Source organism: Candidatus Tisiphia endosymbiont of Micropterix aruncella (assembly GCF_965178575.1).
Taxonomy (GTDB): Bacteria; Pseudomonadota; Alphaproteobacteria; order Rickettsiales; family Rickettsiaceae; genus Tisiphia.
In genome coordinates this window covers 1,248,671-1,266,620 of sequence record NZ_OZ238268.1, presented here as the reverse complement: position 1 = coordinate 1,266,620, position 17,950 = coordinate 1,248,671, and the positions used below count along the sequence as shown (strand labels likewise).

At 32.5% G+C, this 17,950-nt stretch carries 18 protein-coding genes and 1 pseudogene; 8 read left to right on the top strand and 11 right to left on the bottom strand.

What is annotated here, in order from left to right; translation table 11 throughout:
• Positions 1 to 175: 175 nt before the first annotated feature.
• Complete coding sequence (locus ACN1AG_RS06220) at positions 176 to 2,788, bottom strand: glycosyltransferase (RefSeq protein WP_417904726.1); 2,613 nt, start codon at positions 2,786 to 2,788, stop codon at positions 176 to 178.
• A complete protein-coding gene (locus ACN1AG_RS06215) occupies positions 2,785 to 3,699 on the bottom strand; it encodes an NAD-dependent epimerase/dehydratase family protein (protein WP_417904725.1) in 915 nt (304 codons plus the stop codon). The genes ACN1AG_RS06220 and ACN1AG_RS06215 overlap by 4 nt, the downstream gene beginning before the upstream one ends.
• A gap of 89 nt (positions 3,700 to 3,788) precedes the next feature.
• On the opposite strand from ACN1AG_RS06215, the gene ACN1AG_RS06210 reads away from it, so the two are divergent.
• Together ACN1AG_RS06210 and ACN1AG_RS06205 are read left to right on the top strand one after the other, a co-directional pair.
• On the top strand, positions 3,789 to 4,922 hold the full coding sequence (locus ACN1AG_RS06210; protein ID WP_417904724.1) for a glycosyltransferase family 4 protein: 1,134 nt from the start codon (positions 3,789 to 3,791) through the stop codon (positions 4,920 to 4,922).
• A 131-nt stretch (positions 4,923 to 5,053) separates the two neighbouring features.
• On the top strand, positions 5,054 to 5,224 hold the full coding sequence (locus ACN1AG_RS06205) for a hypothetical protein (RefSeq protein ID WP_417904723.1): 171 nt from the start codon (positions 5,054 to 5,056) through the stop codon (positions 5,222 to 5,224).
• Here the strand turns inward: ACN1AG_RS06205 and ACN1AG_RS06200 are convergent.
• From ACN1AG_RS06200 to ACN1AG_RS06175, 6 genes and pseudogenes are all read right to left on the bottom strand, one after another.
• On the bottom strand, positions 5,217 to 5,774 hold the full coding sequence (locus ACN1AG_RS06200; RefSeq protein WP_417904722.1) for a MepB family protein: 558 nt from the start codon (positions 5,772 to 5,774) through the stop codon (positions 5,217 to 5,219). The two genes, ACN1AG_RS06205 and ACN1AG_RS06200, sit on opposite strands and share 8 nt — an antisense overlap.
• 227 nt (positions 5,775 to 6,001) lie before the next feature.
• Positions 6,002 to 7,867, bottom strand: coding sequence for a patatin-like phospholipase family protein (locus tag ACN1AG_RS06195; RefSeq protein ID WP_417904721.1), 1,866 nt, complete (start codon positions 7,865 to 7,867; stop codon positions 6,002 to 6,004).
• 187 nt (positions 7,868 to 8,054) lie between these two features.
• A pseudogene (locus tag ACN1AG_RS06190) lies at positions 8,055 to 8,366 on the bottom strand (DUF2335 domain-containing protein); the annotation flags it as partial.
• A complete protein-coding gene (locus tag ACN1AG_RS06185) occupies positions 8,356 to 8,526 on the bottom strand; it encodes a hypothetical protein (protein ID WP_341758338.1) in 171 nt (56 codons plus the stop codon). The gene ACN1AG_RS06185 and the pseudogene ACN1AG_RS06190, both read right to left, overlap by 11 nt.
• A 40-nt stretch (positions 8,527 to 8,566) precedes the next feature.
• Positions 8,567 to 8,866: a hypothetical protein gene (locus ACN1AG_RS06180; protein ID WP_417904720.1), complete on the bottom strand. Its 300-nt coding sequence runs from the start codon at positions 8,864 to 8,866 to the stop codon at positions 8,567 to 8,569.
• A 385-nt stretch (positions 8,867 to 9,251) separates the two neighbouring features.
• On the bottom strand, positions 9,252 to 10,142 hold the full coding sequence (locus ACN1AG_RS06175) for an IS982 family transposase (protein WP_367363772.1): 891 nt from the start codon (positions 10,140 to 10,142) through the stop codon (positions 9,252 to 9,254).
• A 147-nt stretch (positions 10,143 to 10,289) separates the two neighbouring features.
• Here ACN1AG_RS06175 and ACN1AG_RS06170 point away from each other — a divergent pair, with 147 nt between their 5' ends.
• Positions 10,290 to 10,604 carry an NgoBV family restriction endonuclease gene (locus ACN1AG_RS06170; RefSeq protein WP_417904719.1) on the top strand — a complete coding sequence of 105 codons (315 nt, stop codon included), beginning with the start codon at positions 10,290 to 10,292 and terminating at the stop codon, positions 10,602 to 10,604.
• Positions 10,605 to 10,614: 10 nt separating this feature from the next.
• Here the strand turns inward: ACN1AG_RS06170 and terL are convergent, their stop codons facing one another.
• The 3 genes from terL to ACN1AG_RS06155 are packed head-to-tail and all read right to left on the bottom strand — an operon-like array spanning position 10,615 to position 13,555.
• Positions 10,615 to 12,033: a phage terminase large subunit gene (gene terL, locus ACN1AG_RS06165; RefSeq protein WP_417904718.1), complete on the bottom strand. Its 1,419-nt coding sequence runs from the start codon at positions 12,031 to 12,033 to the stop codon at positions 10,615 to 10,617.
• Positions 12,030 to 12,392, bottom strand: a complete 363-nt coding sequence (locus tag ACN1AG_RS06160) for a hypothetical protein (RefSeq protein ID WP_417904717.1) — start codon at positions 12,390 to 12,392, stop codon at positions 12,030 to 12,032. Before ACN1AG_RS06160 ends, terL begins: the two co-directional genes overlap by 4 nt.
• On the bottom strand, positions 12,389 to 13,555 hold the full coding sequence (locus ACN1AG_RS06155) for a phage portal protein (protein ID WP_417904716.1): 1,167 nt from the start codon (positions 13,553 to 13,555) through the stop codon (positions 12,389 to 12,391). The genes ACN1AG_RS06160 and ACN1AG_RS06155 overlap by 4 nt, the downstream gene beginning before the upstream one ends.
• 335 nt (positions 13,556 to 13,890) lie before the next feature.
• On the opposite strand from ACN1AG_RS06155, the gene ACN1AG_RS06150 reads away from it, so the two are divergent.
• From ACN1AG_RS06150 to ACN1AG_RS06130, 5 genes are all read left to right on the top strand, one after another.
• On the top strand, positions 13,891 to 14,577 hold the full coding sequence (locus ACN1AG_RS06150; protein WP_417904715.1) for a hypothetical protein: 687 nt from the start codon (positions 13,891 to 13,893) through the stop codon (positions 14,575 to 14,577).
• A gap of 298 nt (positions 14,578 to 14,875) precedes the next feature.
• Positions 14,876 to 15,307, top strand: coding sequence for a tRNA (adenosine(37)-N6)-threonylcarbamoyltransferase complex ATPase subunit type 1 TsaE (gene tsaE / locus ACN1AG_RS06145; RefSeq protein ID WP_417904714.1), 432 nt, complete (start codon positions 14,876 to 14,878; stop codon positions 15,305 to 15,307).
• A gap of 260 nt (positions 15,308 to 15,567) precedes the next feature.
• The gene (locus ACN1AG_RS06140) at positions 15,568 to 15,789 is read left to right on the top strand and encodes a DUF6290 family protein (RefSeq protein ID WP_341754689.1); all 222 of its coding nucleotides are present in this window, start codon (positions 15,568 to 15,570) and stop codon (positions 15,787 to 15,789) included.
• The gene (locus ACN1AG_RS06135) at positions 15,780 to 16,064 is read left to right on the top strand and encodes a type II toxin-antitoxin system RelE family toxin (protein ID WP_417904713.1); all 285 of its coding nucleotides are present in this window, start codon (positions 15,780 to 15,782) and stop codon (positions 16,062 to 16,064) included. Before ACN1AG_RS06140 ends, ACN1AG_RS06135 begins: the two co-directional genes overlap by 10 nt.
• 348 nt (positions 16,065 to 16,412) lie before the next feature.
• A complete protein-coding gene (locus ACN1AG_RS06130) occupies positions 16,413 to 17,807 on the top strand; it encodes a sodium:solute symporter family protein (protein WP_417904712.1) in 1,395 nt (464 codons plus the stop codon).
• The last annotated feature ends 143 nt before the right edge of the window (positions 17,808 to 17,950 follow it).

The window sequence follows — 17,950 nt, the reverse complement described above, 5'->3', positions numbered from 1 at the left end:
ATTATTTATGTTATTAGTAGTGATCAGTTATTAAAGCTAATATAGCATAAAATCAATAGTACTACTAGCTTCATAATTAAATTAACCAGTGTACGCGAATTTGGGATAAGAATTAGTTAATTCTTATCCCGAATGGGGGTAGTGTGGTTGAAGTTAAGTACTAAGATCTATAAATCTACATTGTAGTATTATGATTATCTTTTATAACTGTCAGCAAAGAGTTTTTTAAAGCAAGAGCTTTTTCATTATATTTTTTAATGAAGTCAGGTAGCTTAGAACAGATTATATCAATATTTTGTTGAACCTTTTCTACGGCATTAAATATAGTTAACGGACAGTCAACACGGTTAACCGTTAACATATCACGTAAAAATTCATCATCATAAATATCCGCTGTAGGACCAACTAAGCAAGGCACTCCTAAACCTAGACTTTCCAAAACTATCATAGGGGAACATTCCGAATTAGTAATGTATAAAGTTAAATTAGTATTTGCCATCAATTTTATTAATTCTTTATGTGGTAAATTCTCAGGAAAAACTTTAAGTTCTACATCTTCCATCATCCAAGAAGCATATTTATTGTTATCAAAAGAGAAATTAGTATAACAACAAACCCGATCTTTAAACATACTTATCGCCGCAAATTGAGGGTAGAGATTCTTGATCCATCTGTTTGATGTACTCCATATACCAATTTTAAATTTACCAGTTTCTATTAGAGGCATTTGAACTTCCCCGATTTCACCCTTGCTTCCTACAATGTCATTCCAGCAACGGCGGGAATCTAGAATGTCTAAAGCACCCTTTTGGTCTATGTCTTTAGATTCCCGCCTACGCGGGAATGACATTGGGAGAAGGGTGGATAACATCGTTTCATCGTATATGTCACCCTGCACAGACAGCGGATATAAATTCTTGCTTTCGCTGGAATGACATTGGGAAAAGCGGGAATGTAATGGTATGAAGTTTTGTAATAGATAAGATTGTACACCATTGGCTATAAGAAATTGTTCTAGACCAGTTTTCAGAGTGATAATGGATTTAATTTTATGCTGCTTATATAAATTCAACCATTTGTAAAAAGTTTGGCAATGACCAATACCTACCCATTGGGCAGGGGAACCATGCCATAAGTAGTAGATATTTAAACAATTATCCCCTTTCATTTCATGCAGCTTCTCTACTAATTGAATATGAACATCAAGCCCTCCAGATATAATTAAGTTTTTAATGCCTGTTTTTATAAGTAATTTTGCTATTGGAGTAATAACTTTGTCAGGTAAATACGAGTTAATATAACTTATCAAAACATTGAATTTCCCCATAGGAAAAGGAATTATTTTATCAAATAATCCTTTAGTGGAATTAGCAACTCCAGGAAAAATGCTAGGATAAATTACATAAATATCATCAATATCTTTTTGTCCTAGAGGCATTTGAACTTCTCCGATGTCATCCCTGCTTTCTTCAATGTTATTCCCGTATAGGCGGGAATAACATCGATCTTGTTTTTGTCCCTGATATTTGATTATAAAATTTTTAAAATTATCATAGTCATCTTTTGAAAAAAAAGAATAGAACATAGTAATTATTCGTCTAACAGACAACTTAATCCAAGAATATTTTAGAAGAAATCGTGCTATTTCTTTAAGAAATGGGAGAAAAAGGATTTTTGAGAGCAGTCTATACGTTACAAAGGAAGAATTCTTATTATTAACAAGCTCTATATTTCTTAAAATTTGTTGCTTTGTTTGTAATATCTGTTTTTTGGTATGATTGTTTACTGAATCTTCTATAAATGAATACCATAAGTTTTGCATTTGAGTTTTATTTGCAAAGATTTCCTGATAAGATAGACAGTTTTGTTGTTTAATCTTTGCTAATAGTTCCCTTTCAACATTTAATTTTTTTATTGCATTTATAAATCCTGTATGATTCCTGTTAATTATAAATTCATGTTGCACCTCAGGTAACACCTCCCTAGCAATACCTACATCCGTAGTGATAATTGCACAACCAAATGCCATAGCTTCAATGATGGTTAGCGGCGTTCCTTCTTGCACAGATGCTATTAGCAAAATGTCTGTTTTTTTTAAAATCTCCCAAATTTCTTGTTTAGAACGTATCCGCTCATTTTTATCCACTATACATCTTTTGATATGAATTCCATCTTTATCAAGCTGTTCTAGTGCTGGTATAATTACTGTTTTTAGACCTTTATAATCAGGAGTACTACTATGCCAACTTCCCCAAGAACTATTACCAATCCATGTTACAACTAAACTTGCATGATCTTCATCTTGACTTGATTCTGCATCCTGAATTAGTACATTATCATAAATTACTTGCCAAGGTTTTGGATAATCTATGATATTTGCATAAATATCATATAATCTTTTAGAAGTAGTGTAGTAGTTATCAATAAATTGGAAAGTTGGTAGATTTTTTAATATTTCACTTTCACTTTCAATAAATAGATGATCAGGTATGCTAGTGGTAATGGTAGTATTTAATAATATTCCTCCTGTAGCCTTACTATTACTAGAATTATCTGCTATGCTTCTTAGTAATTCTGTCAGATAGCCACGATAGAAAAAATGTATTAATTTAATAGAAGTATATTGGTTTAATTTGATTAAAAAATCCTTATATGTTTTGTAATCACAGCTGTAAATAATATGACAATCATATTGCTCGTTTAGCAAAGATTGAACATATTGAGCGACGTTATCAAAAGCCCATCCCCTAACATCAGATACTAAAATCAGGGTTTCTTTTGAATTCATAAATTTACACTAAATAACTCTAATAATCCATCTTCTAACTCATATACTGGTATATAATTTAAAAGCTGCTGAGCCAATTCTGTGCTGCCAACAGAACTATTTATACTCCCAGCCTGACTTGGTAGATATTTTATCCCTTTGACAATAGCAATCTTATTAATTAGTTGAATAAGTTCATTTATAGAGTAGGTACGTCCCGTACAAACATTTAGTACAGGGGCTGAGATACTCGCAATAGACAAGGCTCTAACGCACATATTGGTAACATCTGAAACATGTATAAAATCACGACTTTGATTACCATCACCAAAAACAACCAGTTCCTTACCCTCTTCTACTTTCTGTTTAAATATCGATATTACACCAGAGTAATCAGAACCTCTAAGTTGCCCTTTACCATAAACATTAAAAAGGCGTAAACCACAGGTTTTAAGAGATTTAAGCTCACCAAAAACCTTAGCTTGCAGTTCACAGGCTAATTTATCCACTGCATAAGGAGAAAGCGGGTTTACCTTACCATTCTCTTGTAAAGGAAAGTCACTTACTGTGCCATAAACGGCAGCAGATGATGCATATACAACTGGTATATTCTGTTTACTTGCCTGAAGGAATATATTAATAGTTCCCGTTAAATTCACTTGATGATTATGATACCAATTATCAATTGATTCCTGTACATTTGCTATCGCTGCAAGATGGAAGCAACCATCAATATTTCTAAATAGTTTTTCTAAAATATCTTGATCTAAGACATTCCCTTGAACAAATTCAACATTTTTATTAAACGAATTATTGAAATTACCTGTTGAAAGATCATCTAATATTACAACCTGACTGCCTTCTTTTACTAGTAAGTTAACAAGATGTGAACCGATGAAACCAGCACCTCCAGTAACTAAATAATTTGACATATGGTATTAGTGTAGTTAATTTTTATGATATAGTTAAGTGGGTATTTGCTATATGGTATTATTTATAGAATTATTATTAAGAAAAGCAAATGAAAAAAATTATCATTTTCACAAATACAGATTGGCACTTTTATGCCCATCTTCTGCCAATTGCTTTAACCGCTAAAATGCAAGGCTATGAAGTTAAAGTATTAACAAATATTAGTGAATTTAAAGATAAGATAGAACAGCATGGTTTACAAGTAATTCCAATTTCAATAAAGCGTGGAAGTATCAACCCTTTTACTGATTTAGTATTATTAAGCAAGTTAATTAGCATATTAAATAAGGAGAAACCGGATATATTGCATAATTTTACTATAAAACCAATTTTTTATGGGAGTATAACTGCCTTCTTGTGCAGTATATGCTTAAAAAAGAAGAGTTTACCGCAAGTTATTAACACTTTTGTTGGTATGGGTTTAATTTTTATAAGTAGCAATTTTTTGCTAAGATTAGTTAGAAGCATTATAGTTAGTATAATATCCATAATAGGATATTATAGAAGCATGTTATTTGTCGTACAAAATGATGATGATTTAGCCTTACTGGTAAAATTAGCTATAGCACCCAGAAATTTAATTGTTAAACAATGCAGCGTTGGTATAGAAACTGAAAAGTTTCTTTCTCTTCCAGAACCACTAGGTAGTAAAATAGTGGTGGCATTGATAGCTAGAATGATTATTGATAAAGGTATATATGAATTTATATATGCTGCAAAAATATTAAAACAAAAAGGTATAGATGCTGAGTTTTGGTTAGTTGGCGAACCTGATAAAGATAATAAGCAATCAATAGCACAATCAATATTAGAAGACTATCAAAATCTAGGATATATCAAATATCTTGGTTATCAGAAAAATATAGAAGAAATATGGAAAAAAGCACATATTGCAGTATTACCTTCCTACCGTGAAGGGCTAAGCCGTAGTCTTTTAGAGGCTGGGGCATATGGTAGAGCCATTATTACTACTGATGCCCCAGGTGGTAGAGAATTAATACAAGACCAAATAAACGGATTATTAGTTAAACCACAAAATACAGAAGATTTAGCAAGAGCTATGGAGCTATTAATCACTATGCCTCTACTTAGAAAACACCTAGGTAAAAAAATTCGACAAGATATTTTAGAAAAATATGATTGCCAATTAATATCCGAGAAGATGGTTAATTTTTACGACTAACCCGAATAAACCCCAATTCGGGATAAGAATTAGTTAATTCTTATCCCGAATTCGCGTAATAAGTATTTATACCAAACTTACGTCACTACGAAAAGCCTAAAGCAACAAAAGCAACCTAATGAATAGACTTCTTGCAAGACTCTACTTCTGCTGATAATTTCTTAGCATTACCCACAAATATTTTGTCAGCAAGAGTACCACCGTCATTGCGAGAAGCTGCGACGCAGCGACTAAGCAATCAAGAGATAGACATAGGCAAGCCAATCTATTGCCTTGATCCAAAATTAGTAATGACTATTTAACTTGATTATAAAGCATTTGTGATCTTGCGTAGTTAATTGGTTTATTTCTTGGAATTTCTAAAAAATATTCTAGTTGCCATGCTTGAGTTTTTTTAGCTTGCTTATTTATAACAATGTCCCAAGGTGGATATACCCTTATTGCTCTCTTACCACCTTGGTTATTATGCGAGACTATATCATATTTATACAAAACAGATTGTGGAAATATAAATTGACCAAATTTATCTCCTTTACGTGTTGCCACAATAAAAAGATCAATTGAATCTGCAATATCATATGGCTGAATTGATCCATTCCCAATTCTCTTCCATAGTGTTACAAATTGACCAATCTTTGTAGGAGTAATCTTAGCAACACGGAATCTAACATTCATAGAATTTAACTTAAACATGTAGGCCCCATATGCAATACTTTCACTTTCCATTACTGGTTCAGAACATATAAACTGACATGGATTATATATTAGATCTCTCGATGTAATAAGTTCCGAGTGGATTAAATCATTAGTACTCCAAGGTTTGCTGGTAGGATTACAAATAAGATTATTCATATAGTACCACAAATTTGTTAAAAGTTGAGAATAGCTTTTGAATTAGCACCCCTTTGCTCATAAATATCCAGCTATTCAACGAGAGGATATAATGAACAAAGAGTCATTACAACGAGTATTATACATAAAAGTAACCAAAAATAGATTGCTTCGTCGGTTTATGCCTTTTCGCTAATAGACGTAGTAATTTGCATAATTATTCCCATAATTAATTTCCATATTTATGGTCATCCACCCTTAGCCTGCCCTACTCCCTTTCCTCCACTACTAATTCGAAATGCCTCACTTTTATTTTTACCTAGAAAATCATTAAAATCTTCTTTTGTAAACTTAAATTCAGTAATATTCTTTGCTGGACTTTTACTTGTATCAAATCTCTGATCTTGTTTTTTATCAATAGCTAATAATTCTACAAAATCATTTTTAATTTTACTCGGTGTTGTTGGATTATTTAAGGTCTTAATCAGCGATTCTATAGACTTGGTATCATTTCTGACTTCATTATTGCGTGCAGTTGCTGCAACTATTACATACTCTTTTAATACAGTATTGTTATCTTTTCTCTGCCAGCGTTCTTCCGTACAAAAAGATAACAATGTGTCAGCTTTTTCTTGATGATTTCGCATAACATCACGATCTTGCCAAGAGTTTTTTTTCTTAGTTTCTTCCGGTGGGGCTATATGATCTAATAGCTTATTAAAAAAAGTTTTATTCAAATTTTCATTATCATAAACTTCATAAACATTTAGGAGAAATTTTTGTTGTTCAAACGCTTTATCTACCCCTTTACCAAGTTCAAAATTATCTAAATACTCCAAAGTCTGAAAACGACCTTTAATATGTAAGTAACCTGCATATTTTTCAGCATCATCAAAGCTGAGAGTAGATATACCTTGAGTATCTAATGTAACCGTATTTAATGCATTCTCACGTAAATCATCAAAAGTCTTTTCATTAGTTTTTGTGTATATAAAATTTCCACCAACTTTAGCTAGCATTTTATATACTACATCAAGTAAAAATTTCACTAGGACATTTGGACCTTCAAAATTCTTGGCACTATATATAGCAATATTTGCTGAATCATCCATGCCACTACCGAAGGCAAGAGCCAAAACCCTACCTTGCTTTTTTGCTAGGGTAACATTCTCAAAACCATCCAACTCTTCCGCAATATCGACTTTACTGTCATTTTCAGGGAAATAGCCTATAGGAGTATTGTCTCTATACCCCCCATCGACATATTCGACACCATCAATTTTCACAGGTTGAAAAACTAAAGGAAGAGAAGCGGAAGCATGGCAAGCTCTAGCAATTGGAACATTAGGAGTATTTTCAGCACTAAAAATTTGTAAAGTACTATCATCTCGCCTTACTGCAGTAATTAATAAGTCTTTAAATTGCACTGGATCAAGAAGTCTTAAAAGAGCTAAATCCTTAAAAAGGATTTCGCCACCCTTTTGACATTTGTCTGTTAATTCAATGAATTCTTTACCATTAGATTCTATTATAGCTTGAATTTTCTTGGATTGTTTTTTAAAATCTTGTTCCTGAAAATCTAAACCTCGAATATTTTCATTTATATCAGCAATCTGCTGACTATTATTATCATCTTGTTGTTTTAATGTTTCAATCGTATTTAAAAGATCTTGCCTTTTTTTGTCCAACTCTCCTAGTTCTTCTGAAATCCTTTCATGTCTCGCTGTAGCAAGCTCCCCAAAGTTCTTGCCCTTTAAAAAATTATAAGCACTTTTTCTTATAGTCTTATCTACAAGTTCGTATAATGGAGTACCATCTTTGCTAAGCGGCACCGGACCAATTGAAAATCCTTGAGTCCCAAGTAAATCTTTGAAGTTTGTATTTTTTGAAATAGCTTCATATTCTTTAGGTGGTGTACCAAATGCGGTCACTGCTGCAGCTATTGCACCTGCCGATGATCCTGCAACTGCTTCTACCCCTTCAATTACTTTAGATTCATTCAAGCCCTCATAAACACCAGAATATCCAGCACCCTTAGCTCCACCACCACTAAAAACCACATACTTAAAAGGACTTTGCTGCCTTTCTTGCATTTCTTTTTGTAATTTACTCATAATCTTTACTCAATTATTTGTATTAGATGTTAATTATATCTTATAGGGTATAATTTCACCTTCTAGTATAGTCTCTCCGCTTAGTAAATTTAGCAGAAGATAAGAATATTCCAGTTCCTATGCCTACCAATACTGAAACAGTGAAAATACTGGCAATCATAAAATGCCCCAACACAGCCAAAACTACAATAGTAATACAGACCATTATCATGAATATAATGCTACTTATTCTACCTTTTTTTGTTACGCTTTCATAAACCTCAATACTTTTAATATCCATCTGATGTCTATGTGCTTGCTCTTTTTCTGCCATGACCATTAGTTTTGTCAATGTTCCTGGATAAATATCTTCATATTCTGCCATTAAATCTATAGGTGGCAAAACATGTGCAAACTTCTTACTATAGAAGCTATTATCAGACTCCTTAGGATTACTAACTTTTAAATATCCTTTATTCAACCTATTGTTATTAGCAAAAAAACTTTTACTATCTTTCATATTCTTTTTTTATTTCTTGAAATGTTGAATTAATATCTTTTTCTATTTTAATAAAGTACTCAAGCAAATCTGTCTCTGGCTTTTTTCTTATTGTCGTTTGAGATATTTTAAATACACTAAAAAAGCCTATTAGGAAATGTCTTACAAATTCTTTATTCATTTATTCTCATATTAAATTATAAGATTTAAGTATACTAACCTCAACTATCGATGTAATAAATTAATAGTAGGCTCAAGTAATCATCGCCATTATGGGTTATGTCAACCCCTGCCGCCATTATGTCATCCCCGCTTCCCTTTATGTCATTCCCGCGTAGGCGGGAATCTAGAATATCTACACCCTTCCTATCTATTTCTTTAAATTCCTGCTTTCGTAGGAATGACATCGTTTCATCGTATATGTCATCCCAGCGAAAGCTGGGATATAAAACTATATAACATACCTTGTATGCTATTTTTTTAGACCCCGCTACCTTCGCAGGAATGACATCAACCCTCACGGGGATGATTACTTGAGCCTATTATTAACTTATTACTATCAAATTCAGGTTAATTAAGAGTGATTATAACAAAGCTTTAAGAAAAAGGGGAGAAATAATCTTTAGTTTTGATGAAAATTATTTTCTAACCTCAAGTATCGATGTAATAAATTAATAGTAGGCTTAAGTAATCATCGCCATTAGGGGTGATGTCACCCCTGCCGCCATTATATCATTCCTGCGAAAGCTGGGATATAGAAAATCAAGTAGTTAGCATTAATTATCGTAAGTAACCTAAATTCGATGTAACTTGTTACATCGAACTTTCGTGTTATATATAGAAACAATCAGGTTTGAAGAGGTTCTACACCTGATTGTTAAAATATAACACTCCATTCAATACACGTCAATTCGGGATAAGGATATTGAGAACATGTAGATTAAAATCAAATTTTGTTGAAGGTTTATTTTTCTTTAATGAATAAGCAACAAGAGTAGATAATATATGGACAAAGGCATTTATTGGTGATCTATGTCTAGTATGTTCAAGGTTCATTTTATTTTTTAGATAATCAAAAACTGTTTCAATTAAGTTACGCTTTCGAAGTAAGATTTTTTCTTTCAAATCCATTAATTTATTTTCCATATTCTTCTTAATTCCATGAATCATTTTTAAGCCTCTTTCATATAAATTTAAGAACAAATTTTGCTTAATATAACCTTTATCAGCTGCTATAATTCCAGTTAATCTTTTTGTTAACTCCGGTACTGGAACCCTATCATCTACATTGCCTTTGGTCACTTTTAATGCCATAAACTCCCCTTTATTATTGATTATTACATGTAATTTAAAACCATAAAAATACCCCATAGAGGATTTACTATGTTTGGCTAATCCTTTAAAAACTTTATTGCTATAACGCCTTTTATTGTGACAAGCTTTAATCGTTGTAGAGTCAATAAAATAAATACCTGTTTCTTCACCAAACAACAAATGAATCAACATATTTAGCGGTATGAATAATCGTGCCATTAATTCAACAAATCTATTATAACTCAAGGCTTTAGGGAAATCATCCTTATGCATGCACTCTATATAACTTTTATAGAAAAATTTAAAATTCTTAGCATAGGATGTATGAAACATAATTATTATTGTTAACATTTCACTTAAACTCATGCTACAACAGCGATTTCTCTGCTTATTTGATGGTAATAACTTTCTCTGTTCATACTCCAAATAAATTTTACAAAAATCATCTATAAAACTATATAATTCTGTGATATCTTTTTTCATGCCTGTAGTTTGTTTTTTTGTTTAAAAATATAAATACTGCAGGCACTCCTTTTTGACAATCCTTTTATCTATTACTATTTCATCTATATCTTATCCCGAACTGACGTTTATCCCGAATTAACGTCATATAGACTTAATGCTGATTATTTGATTTTTGAATATGCAGCATTAAAGTCAGATATTATGATAAAGAATATTTGGTTAAAGAAAGTATGGGAAATTTGCTGCCCATCAGAAAGATCAGCATTAAAAATCCAATGGAAACAAAATCAAATATTTAATATTAGACCAGCAACTTGGTATGCAAAGAATCCATCATATACACCTTTTAATAGTCGTCTTGAATTTGTAACTGCACTAAAAAAAGTTCTTGCTACTCACCCGGTAGGGGGTGAGTGGCGTAATAAATGGTTTCAGAATGTTTGTAATTTGTACAAAAAGCAAACAGGGGATGATTTATAAATATAGCCAACTAAAACCCCCGTATTCTCACTGTTGCTTTGTTAGATTGTTTCTTTATAAAATTCAAAAATTGGCTGACTGAATCAACTATGTCATCATTTTTGCAATGTGGAAAACTTAACAATTCGTTAAGTAGTGTAGTATTAAAAGCCGATTGTTTTGGTAAAACTACGGTTGAAGATTGGAATAAAGCTAAAACTGAGGAGAATCTAGTGATTTTATCAAGTTTTGGTTTTATGGCAACTATGTTAATAACTCCGTCTAATCTTAGATCTTGTATAACTTGCTGACCACTTGCTTTATCTTCAATTAATATATATTTAGGACAATATTTCTTGGCTAATTTCTCTACTTGACTCTTTAACTCTGGATAAGTAAGTTTTTGCCTGAACATTGATACAAGATAATATTTTTTATCTAAAATGCCCCAAGAGGTACAAACACTATAATCAGCATTTTCTGAAATTTTAATGGCAGTATCCCAGCTCTGCACGAAATAATCAAATTTCTCCGGCAATATTTCATAAAAGCTAATATCCTCCATATTCAATAATATACAATTATTAGCTATTGGTTCTTGCAAATATTGAGCAGCATAATTATGTATACCAATTTCCTGTTCTAATTTTATAAGATATTCAGGATTATCTCGAAAACCATGTAAAATATCACCTTTAACATATTGATATTTATAATTATTAATAGAATATACTTGATCTCGTTTGGCCATAGCTGGAATTTTCAAGTGATGCCAAGAATTGGAATTAAGAAGCAAATACCCACTTAAATCTTCTTCGTGTAATCTCTGCATAACTAATACTATTGCTCCTGTATTCTTATTGTTAAGTCTAGTGACAAAAGTTTGTTCAAACCATTCAACTACTCGCTTTCGCATTTTTGGTGAGTTGATTTGACTCGGGTTATGAGGATCATCTATAATAAGTATATCACCCCCCTCGCCTGTTGCTGAACCTCCAACTGACGTAGCAAATCTAAAACCATTATCCTTTGTCATAAACTTACTTTTTTGATTATGTTTTTTACTTAAAACGGTCTTAGGAAAAACTTGGCTGTACCAGTCGGAAGTAAGTACAAAACGACAATCTAAAGAGTGTTTTACACTTAACACTTGAGAATAGCTGGCAGACATGATCCTTTTTGCTGGATCATGTCCCAATATCCAAGCTGGCCATGCCACTCCAATACACACAGATTTTAGAGACCTAGGCGGCATATTGATTATTAACCTTTTAATATCACCCTTTTGTACTGCTTGTAAATATTCAGCAATAAGCTCAATATGCCAATTGGCTTGATATTCTATCCCAGGATTAATTGTATTAAACACTTTATTTATGAAACTATTAAAGTCTTGTCTCAATATTGCATGTAATAACTTCTTTGGATAAGTCATTGATATTTGCGTCATATGCCGTCATCCTTACGCTCAGTATCATCCCCGCCTCCAATGTCATTTCTGCTCCCAATGTCATCCTCGCGAAGGCGAGGATCTAGATTCCCGTCGCGGGAATGACATTGAAGAAACTCGGAGATGATTGCTTCATCCTCTTCTTTCACTATAGTGTTTTCATTTACATCCTCATCTTTGCTGAGCTTATTTAACTGAATAATTAAATTGACTAATTTATTCAGCGTTTCCGTAATATTTTTCTTAATTATTATCTCCCCCTTGGATTTCTTTGATCCTAGTTCGTCTAGTTCATCTTCGAGGAGGGAAACAATTCTAGCAATAAAACTATATAACGTAGTAATTGTGTCTTTTGTCATAATCTATCCCCACCATCTATTGGTTTAAGACCGACAAGAGACCTTTTCTCGTTCAAAGTCATAAAACTAGCATTCGAGATTTTAGCCCATAAATTTTCGCGTTTTTCTGTTAATGCTGAAATACTATCACGATCAAAATCAATAATAATTTCCTCTTGATACCAGTGTGACAACCAGTTACTTAAGGCATCTGATAATTTATCAAGTAAAGGAATTAACGTCTCTTCCCAAAGAGCTAATCTAGCTTCTTGCATATTACTATAGGTATTATCGCCATTAATACCTAGCAATTGAGGGGGAATACCAAAAGCTAAAGCTATTTCCCTAGCTGCCGAATTTTTTGCCTCAATAAAATCCATATCTTTTGGATTAATGCTCATTTCTTGCCAATCAAGTCCTCCTTCCAAAAGAAGAGGCTTACCAGAATTATTACTACTGGTAAATTTCTCCGTAAGCTGCTCGTGTAGCCTATCAAACTGTTCGTCACTAAGATAACCATTACTCTCTTTGACTATCAACGCCCCGCTTGGACGAGCTCCATTCCTTAATAAAGAGCTATTCCAGCTAGTAGCTTGTGAATGCAAATCAATTGATAAAGAAGCAGCATCAAGGCAAGATAATCCATAACACGAATTAGTAGGATGATAATTTTTTAAATGTAATACCTTACTCATTCGATTAATTGCTGAGATAGGATAAATTTTCTCTCCACTAGTACTCATATATCTATACGCTACTGGATAGTTCTTATCTAACACTAACTCAGTTGCATTGCTAGGCAGTAAGTAAATTTCCCGGGGACGATTATTCATTAACGTAGCTAAAATATAGGCATTACCATATAACAGCTTACTTGCTATCACTTCACCGAAAAAATCTGCCCCTGCTTTTTCTGGATTAGGCCTTTTCAATAAATTATAAACAGGATGATTTGCTATTCTTTCAAAAGATCCTCGATTATTTTTACTAACTATCCAAGGCACATGGCTTGCTGACTGTGCTATTAAATTCACACATCGATAAACTATAACATTTTTACGATATGCCTCTATACCAACTTTTACATCCCTAAATTCCGAATTCCCTAGAGTAGTAAAATCAATAAATGTATGTGATTTACAGGACTTAGCTTTAAAGATTTTTTTAAAATATTTTGTTATCATATTCACCTAAAATAAATAATAATTATCACTTATAACATATTTTGTACTTGCACTAAGTATTTTGGTGCATAAATAACTTCCAAATCTTTAAATTTTACAATAGAATAAGTATAATCTTAAGTTCGATGTAAGACATCGGTTTAATAGCCTAGGGTGTCATCCCAGCGAAAGCTGGTATCTAGAAAAGTCTAACAAACCTTCTTGGTCTATTTTTTTAGATTCCTGCCTACGCAGGAATGACATCAACCCTAACAGGGATGGCACTGAGTCTAGTGTTAACTTGTTACATCGAATTTAGGGATATATAAAGAATTCAAACTAATAGAGTTATATTAATGTCTGCTCAAATAATAGAGTTGTTAATTTTTGCTGGAGTCGCTTTTATTATTATAAATAGGCTAATTGCTACTCTTGGCTCTACATCAGAGGATGATCCAGCTAAACGCAAATCTTCCTTTTTCGGTGAAACAGGAATCAAAGACGTTACTTATACAGCAAAAACTGCTGCTGGTAATATTTTTAAGAATAATTTGCCTCATAGCGTGGTAAAAATCCATCCTATTAACCCTATGGAGCTTGATGGGTTAATAGTTGAAGAGAATTCCACTGCTATAATAGCTGGTCTTGCAGCTGTATCGGCTAAACTTCCATCATTTAAAGCAAGAAAATTTTTACATAGTGCAAAAGCAGCTTTGGAACTGATCATTGAAGCCTCTAATGATGATGATATTGAAGATTTACTTACATTGGTGGATAAAAGATATATACAAGAATTCCATATTTTTTCTGAAACCTATGGAGAATTTGTCAATGGCAGCGTACTAGATGCCAAAATTTCTGAAGCGTATACATTTGCTAATAATATTTTCATAAAAGTATTATTCACAGGTGAAAAAATAACTAGTAGTATAAAATATATGCAAGAAGAATGGACATTTTCTAGAAGCCTTATCTCTAAAAATACAGATTGGTTCTTAACTAAGGTTGATCGCCTAGAAGAGGAGAAACAGCCAGTTTCCTAGCTTACCCCAATTCGGGATAAGAATTAGTTAATTCTTATCCCGAATTGGCTTTAATGTAAGGAAAAATGCATTCTTAAAGCGGTTTTGCGAATGCATTTTAAACCTTTCTAAAGCTAAAAACATGATTTTAATTTTTTAAAATCATGTTTTTAGCAAAATATTAATTTAACAATCAGATACAGAGCCGTCTCAAATCTGATTGTTTCTATAATTTTACCGAATTTGGGATAAGAATTGACAAATTCTTATCCCGAATTCGCGTTAGCTTCTATTGATCACCACCAAATTTGAATATCCAATGAAGTTTCAACAAGAGTCTATTATTTTAAACAATGAACAAGACTCTATATCGTTTGCACAAACTATTGCTAAAAATTTAGAATCTAGTGACATTATAACTTTTTCCGGTGATTTAGGCTGCGGAAAAACATTTATATGTCGAGAGATTATAAAGTATTTTTGTGGTCCTGCTACTCATATCATCAGCCCTACTTTTAATTTACTACAAATTTATACAACATCAAAATTCACGATTTATCATTTTGATCTTTATCGTTTAAACTGCTTAGAAGAAATTTATGAACTAGGTATAGAAGAAGCCTTTCAGGGTAATCTTTGTCTAATTGAATGGCCAGAACTAATTGAAAAAATATTGCCTAGACCTATAACCAAAATTCACTTACAAATACTCGAAGGCAACAAACGATCTTGTAGCATTGCTTGTTTCTGATATCCCTTGACAAAGTGATGTAAAAGTGTTACACTACACTTATCCTAAAACTCGATAATCAAGTTTTTTAGCATTATTAAAAAATACGTCATTGCGAGAAGCCGCTGAAAGCGGCGACGCGGCAATCCATGATACACGAAGCATACTAGAAAAAACAGCTTCGCTGTTTACTTGGATCGCCACGGCATCTAAAGATGCCTCGCGATGACGGTTAAGGAAAAACTTGATTATCGAGTAAAACATTAATAAAACTATACATCATGGCAACAAAAAACCCAAGAATCAATGTAACTTTTGAAGAAACAACTGCTGGTTTACTTTCACATTTAGCTCATCAGGAGCATAAGTCTGTTGCGAGTTTAGTGCGTGAATTAGCTCTTGAAGCTTTAGAAATGCGTGAGGACTTCTATCTATCTAAAGTAGCAGAGAAACTTGATAAGGACGGTGTCAAAACTTATAGCCATGATGATGCATGGAAGTAAAATATCAAGTACGTTATTTAGAAGAAGTAATAAACAAACACATTCCTTCTCTCTCTACAAAAGCTAAGGCACTTATTAAAAAAGCTATTGAAGAGCGTTTGATAATCGATCCTATTGGTTTTGGAAAACCTTTACGTTACAGCCTGAAAGGCCATAGACGCCTCCGAGTTAGCGATTATCGTATTGTCTATAGAATTGATCCAAAAATTAAAATGATTTTCATAGTCGCTATAAAACATAGAAAAGATATATATAAAGATGATTGCAGTTATTGAATACGCAAATATACATAAACCCTAATTCGCGTCATAAGGATGATATTATACCATTTCCCATTATTAACTACGCTATTTAGTGCTACAGTTGTAGTACTAATGTCAAAACGATGTCATCCCAGCGAAAGCTGGGATCTAATAATGTTTAATAGTCTTTTAGGCTATTTTTTTAGATTCCCGCCTACGCGGGAATGACACCTTTGGGTAATGACTACAACTGTAGTATTAGCGTAGTTAATAATGGGAAATGGTATTACCCCTAGAACTCCAAACATATAAGTGTACTTTAAGTAATACAAAAAAGTTTTTTTGTACTATACTCTGCCACTTTCAATAAAAATAGTTAGAATGACCCTTGATAATATTATTGTATTAGTATACTTGGTATCGATACTTGTTGTTGGTACATACTACAGATCTAAACTTATAAGTTTTACAGATTATGCTACCGTTCAAGGTAAGACTAGCAATAGTAAACTATTATTGGTTGCAACTATTTTCGCTTCATCTGTTGGGGGAGGTGCTACTTTTGGTATTGCTGAAAAAGCCTTTTCCGGTGATTTATCGTATAGCTACGGACTAATACTCACTCTACCAATCGATATACTCATAGCTATTTATCTTGTACCCCAAATAACTAAACATTATGGAGCAGAAAGTGTCGGCGATATAATGGTAAAATATTATAGTACATCAGGCCGTTTTATTGCTGGCACTGCGTCTGTTATGGTATCTATAGGCTTTGTTGCTGCCCAAATTAGCGTTAGTGGTTATATTTTTCAATATATTTTAAAGATTAATTATTTAGAAGGAGTAATATTAAGTTATGGAATTGTTATCATCTACACAACTATTGGAGGATTACAATCGATTATGTTTACTAATTTATTACAATTCTTTGCAATGATAATGGCTATTCCAGTTATTGCCATATGTGGTCTCAATAAAGTTGGCATCAGTGAATTTATCCAACAACTACCTAGTGAAAAAGTGTATTTTATCTATAATAATAATTTTGCCAGTGAGATATTTATTAATACGATAACTGCCATGCTAGGTTTTTGTGTAATGAACTTATATCCTAATTTTATTCAGAGGGCTCTAATTAATAATAATGCAAAAAAGACTAGTACCGCTATATATATAAAATCAGTTATATATGCTATATTCTTAATATTTATCACCTTAAATGGTCTGATTGCCTATAATCTTTATCCCAACTATTCTTCTAATCTTGCATTACCACACCTAATTGATCAAATAGTACCCTCAGGGTTACAAGGCTTTGTGATAGTTGGCTTACTTGCAGCAGTTATGTCTACCGCTGATTCTGATTTAAATGTCACCTCAATAGCCTTAGTGAAGGACTTATTAAATCCTATTTTTAAAATACAAAATCAAAAGAAATTATTGTTAATTGCTAGAATTACTAATGTCGTAATTGGTAGCTTTGCAATAATTATTGCCTTAAAATTTAATAATGTAATTGATTTAGTAATGTTTATTACCGGATTTTGGGGACCACTAATATTAGTCCCTCTAATATTTGCTCTTTTCAACATTACTATAACACAAAGAATGATGGTTTTATGTGGATTAAGCGGGATCACATCTTTTCTCATTTGGACATATTTTTTCACTCATAATTCTCGTCTAAAGGGGGTCTTTGTTGGTACTATGTGCAGTTTGTTAGTCTTCTGCATAGGATTAATTACCAAAAAGCTAGGTTCTATGGGACGATAGAACTAAATCTGAATTCGATGTAACAAGTTAATACTAGGCTTAGTATCATCTCTATTATCGAACTTTCGATAGTTGTGATGATGTCCCTGCGAAAGATCCATGTCATTCCTGCGTAGGCAGGAATCTAGAAAAATAGACCGAGA

Excerpts from the sequence above, each read along its gene's own strand:
- ACN1AG_RS06220 (WP_417904726.1), bottom strand. The coding sequence starts at position 2,788 with ATGAATTCAAAAGAAACCCTGATTTTAGTATCTGATGTTAGGGGATGG.
- ACN1AG_RS06215 (WP_417904725.1), bottom strand. The coding sequence starts at position 3,699 with ATGTCAAATTATTTAGTTACTGGAGGTGCTGGTTTCATCGGTTCACAT.
- ACN1AG_RS06210 (WP_417904724.1), top strand. The coding sequence starts at position 3,789 with ATGAAAAAAATTATCATTTTCACAAATACAGATTGGCACTTTTATGCC.
- ACN1AG_RS06200 (WP_417904722.1), bottom strand. The coding sequence starts at position 5,774 with ATGAATAATCTTATTTGTAATCCTACCAGCAAACCTTGGAGTACTAAT.
- ACN1AG_RS06195 (WP_417904721.1), bottom strand. The coding sequence starts at position 7,867 with ATGAGTAAATTACAAAAAGAAATGCAAGAAAGGCAGCAAAGTCCTTTT.
- ACN1AG_RS06185 (WP_341758338.1), bottom strand. The coding sequence starts at position 8,526 with ATGAATAAAGAATTTGTAAGACATTTCCTAATAGGCTTTTTTAGTGTA.
- ACN1AG_RS06175 (WP_367363772.1), bottom strand. The coding sequence starts at position 10,142 with ATGAAAAAAGATATCACAGAATTATATAGTTTTATAGATGATTTTTGT.
- terL (WP_417904718.1), bottom strand. The coding sequence starts at position 12,033 with ATGACGCAAATATCAATGACTTATCCAAAGAAGTTATTACATGCAATA.
- ACN1AG_RS06160 (WP_417904717.1), bottom strand. The coding sequence starts at position 12,392 with ATGACAAAAGACACAATTACTACGTTATATAGTTTTATTGCTAGAATT.
- ACN1AG_RS06155 (WP_417904716.1), bottom strand. The coding sequence starts at position 13,555 with ATGATAACAAAATATTTTAAAAAAATCTTTAAAGCTAAGTCCTGTAAA.
- ACN1AG_RS06150 (WP_417904715.1), top strand. The coding sequence starts at position 13,891 with ATGTCTGCTCAAATAATAGAGTTGTTAATTTTTGCTGGAGTCGCTTTT.
- tsaE (WP_417904714.1), top strand. The coding sequence starts at position 14,876 with ATGAAGTTTCAACAAGAGTCTATTATTTTAAACAATGAACAAGACTCT.
- ACN1AG_RS06140 (WP_341754689.1), top strand. The coding sequence starts at position 15,568 with ATGGCAACAAAAAACCCAAGAATCAATGTAACTTTTGAAGAAACAACT.
- ACN1AG_RS06135 (WP_417904713.1), top strand. The coding sequence starts at position 15,780 with ATGGAAGTAAAATATCAAGTACGTTATTTAGAAGAAGTAATAAACAAA.
- ACN1AG_RS06130 (WP_417904712.1), top strand. The coding sequence starts at position 16,413 with ATGACCCTTGATAATATTATTGTATTAGTATACTTGGTATCGATACTT.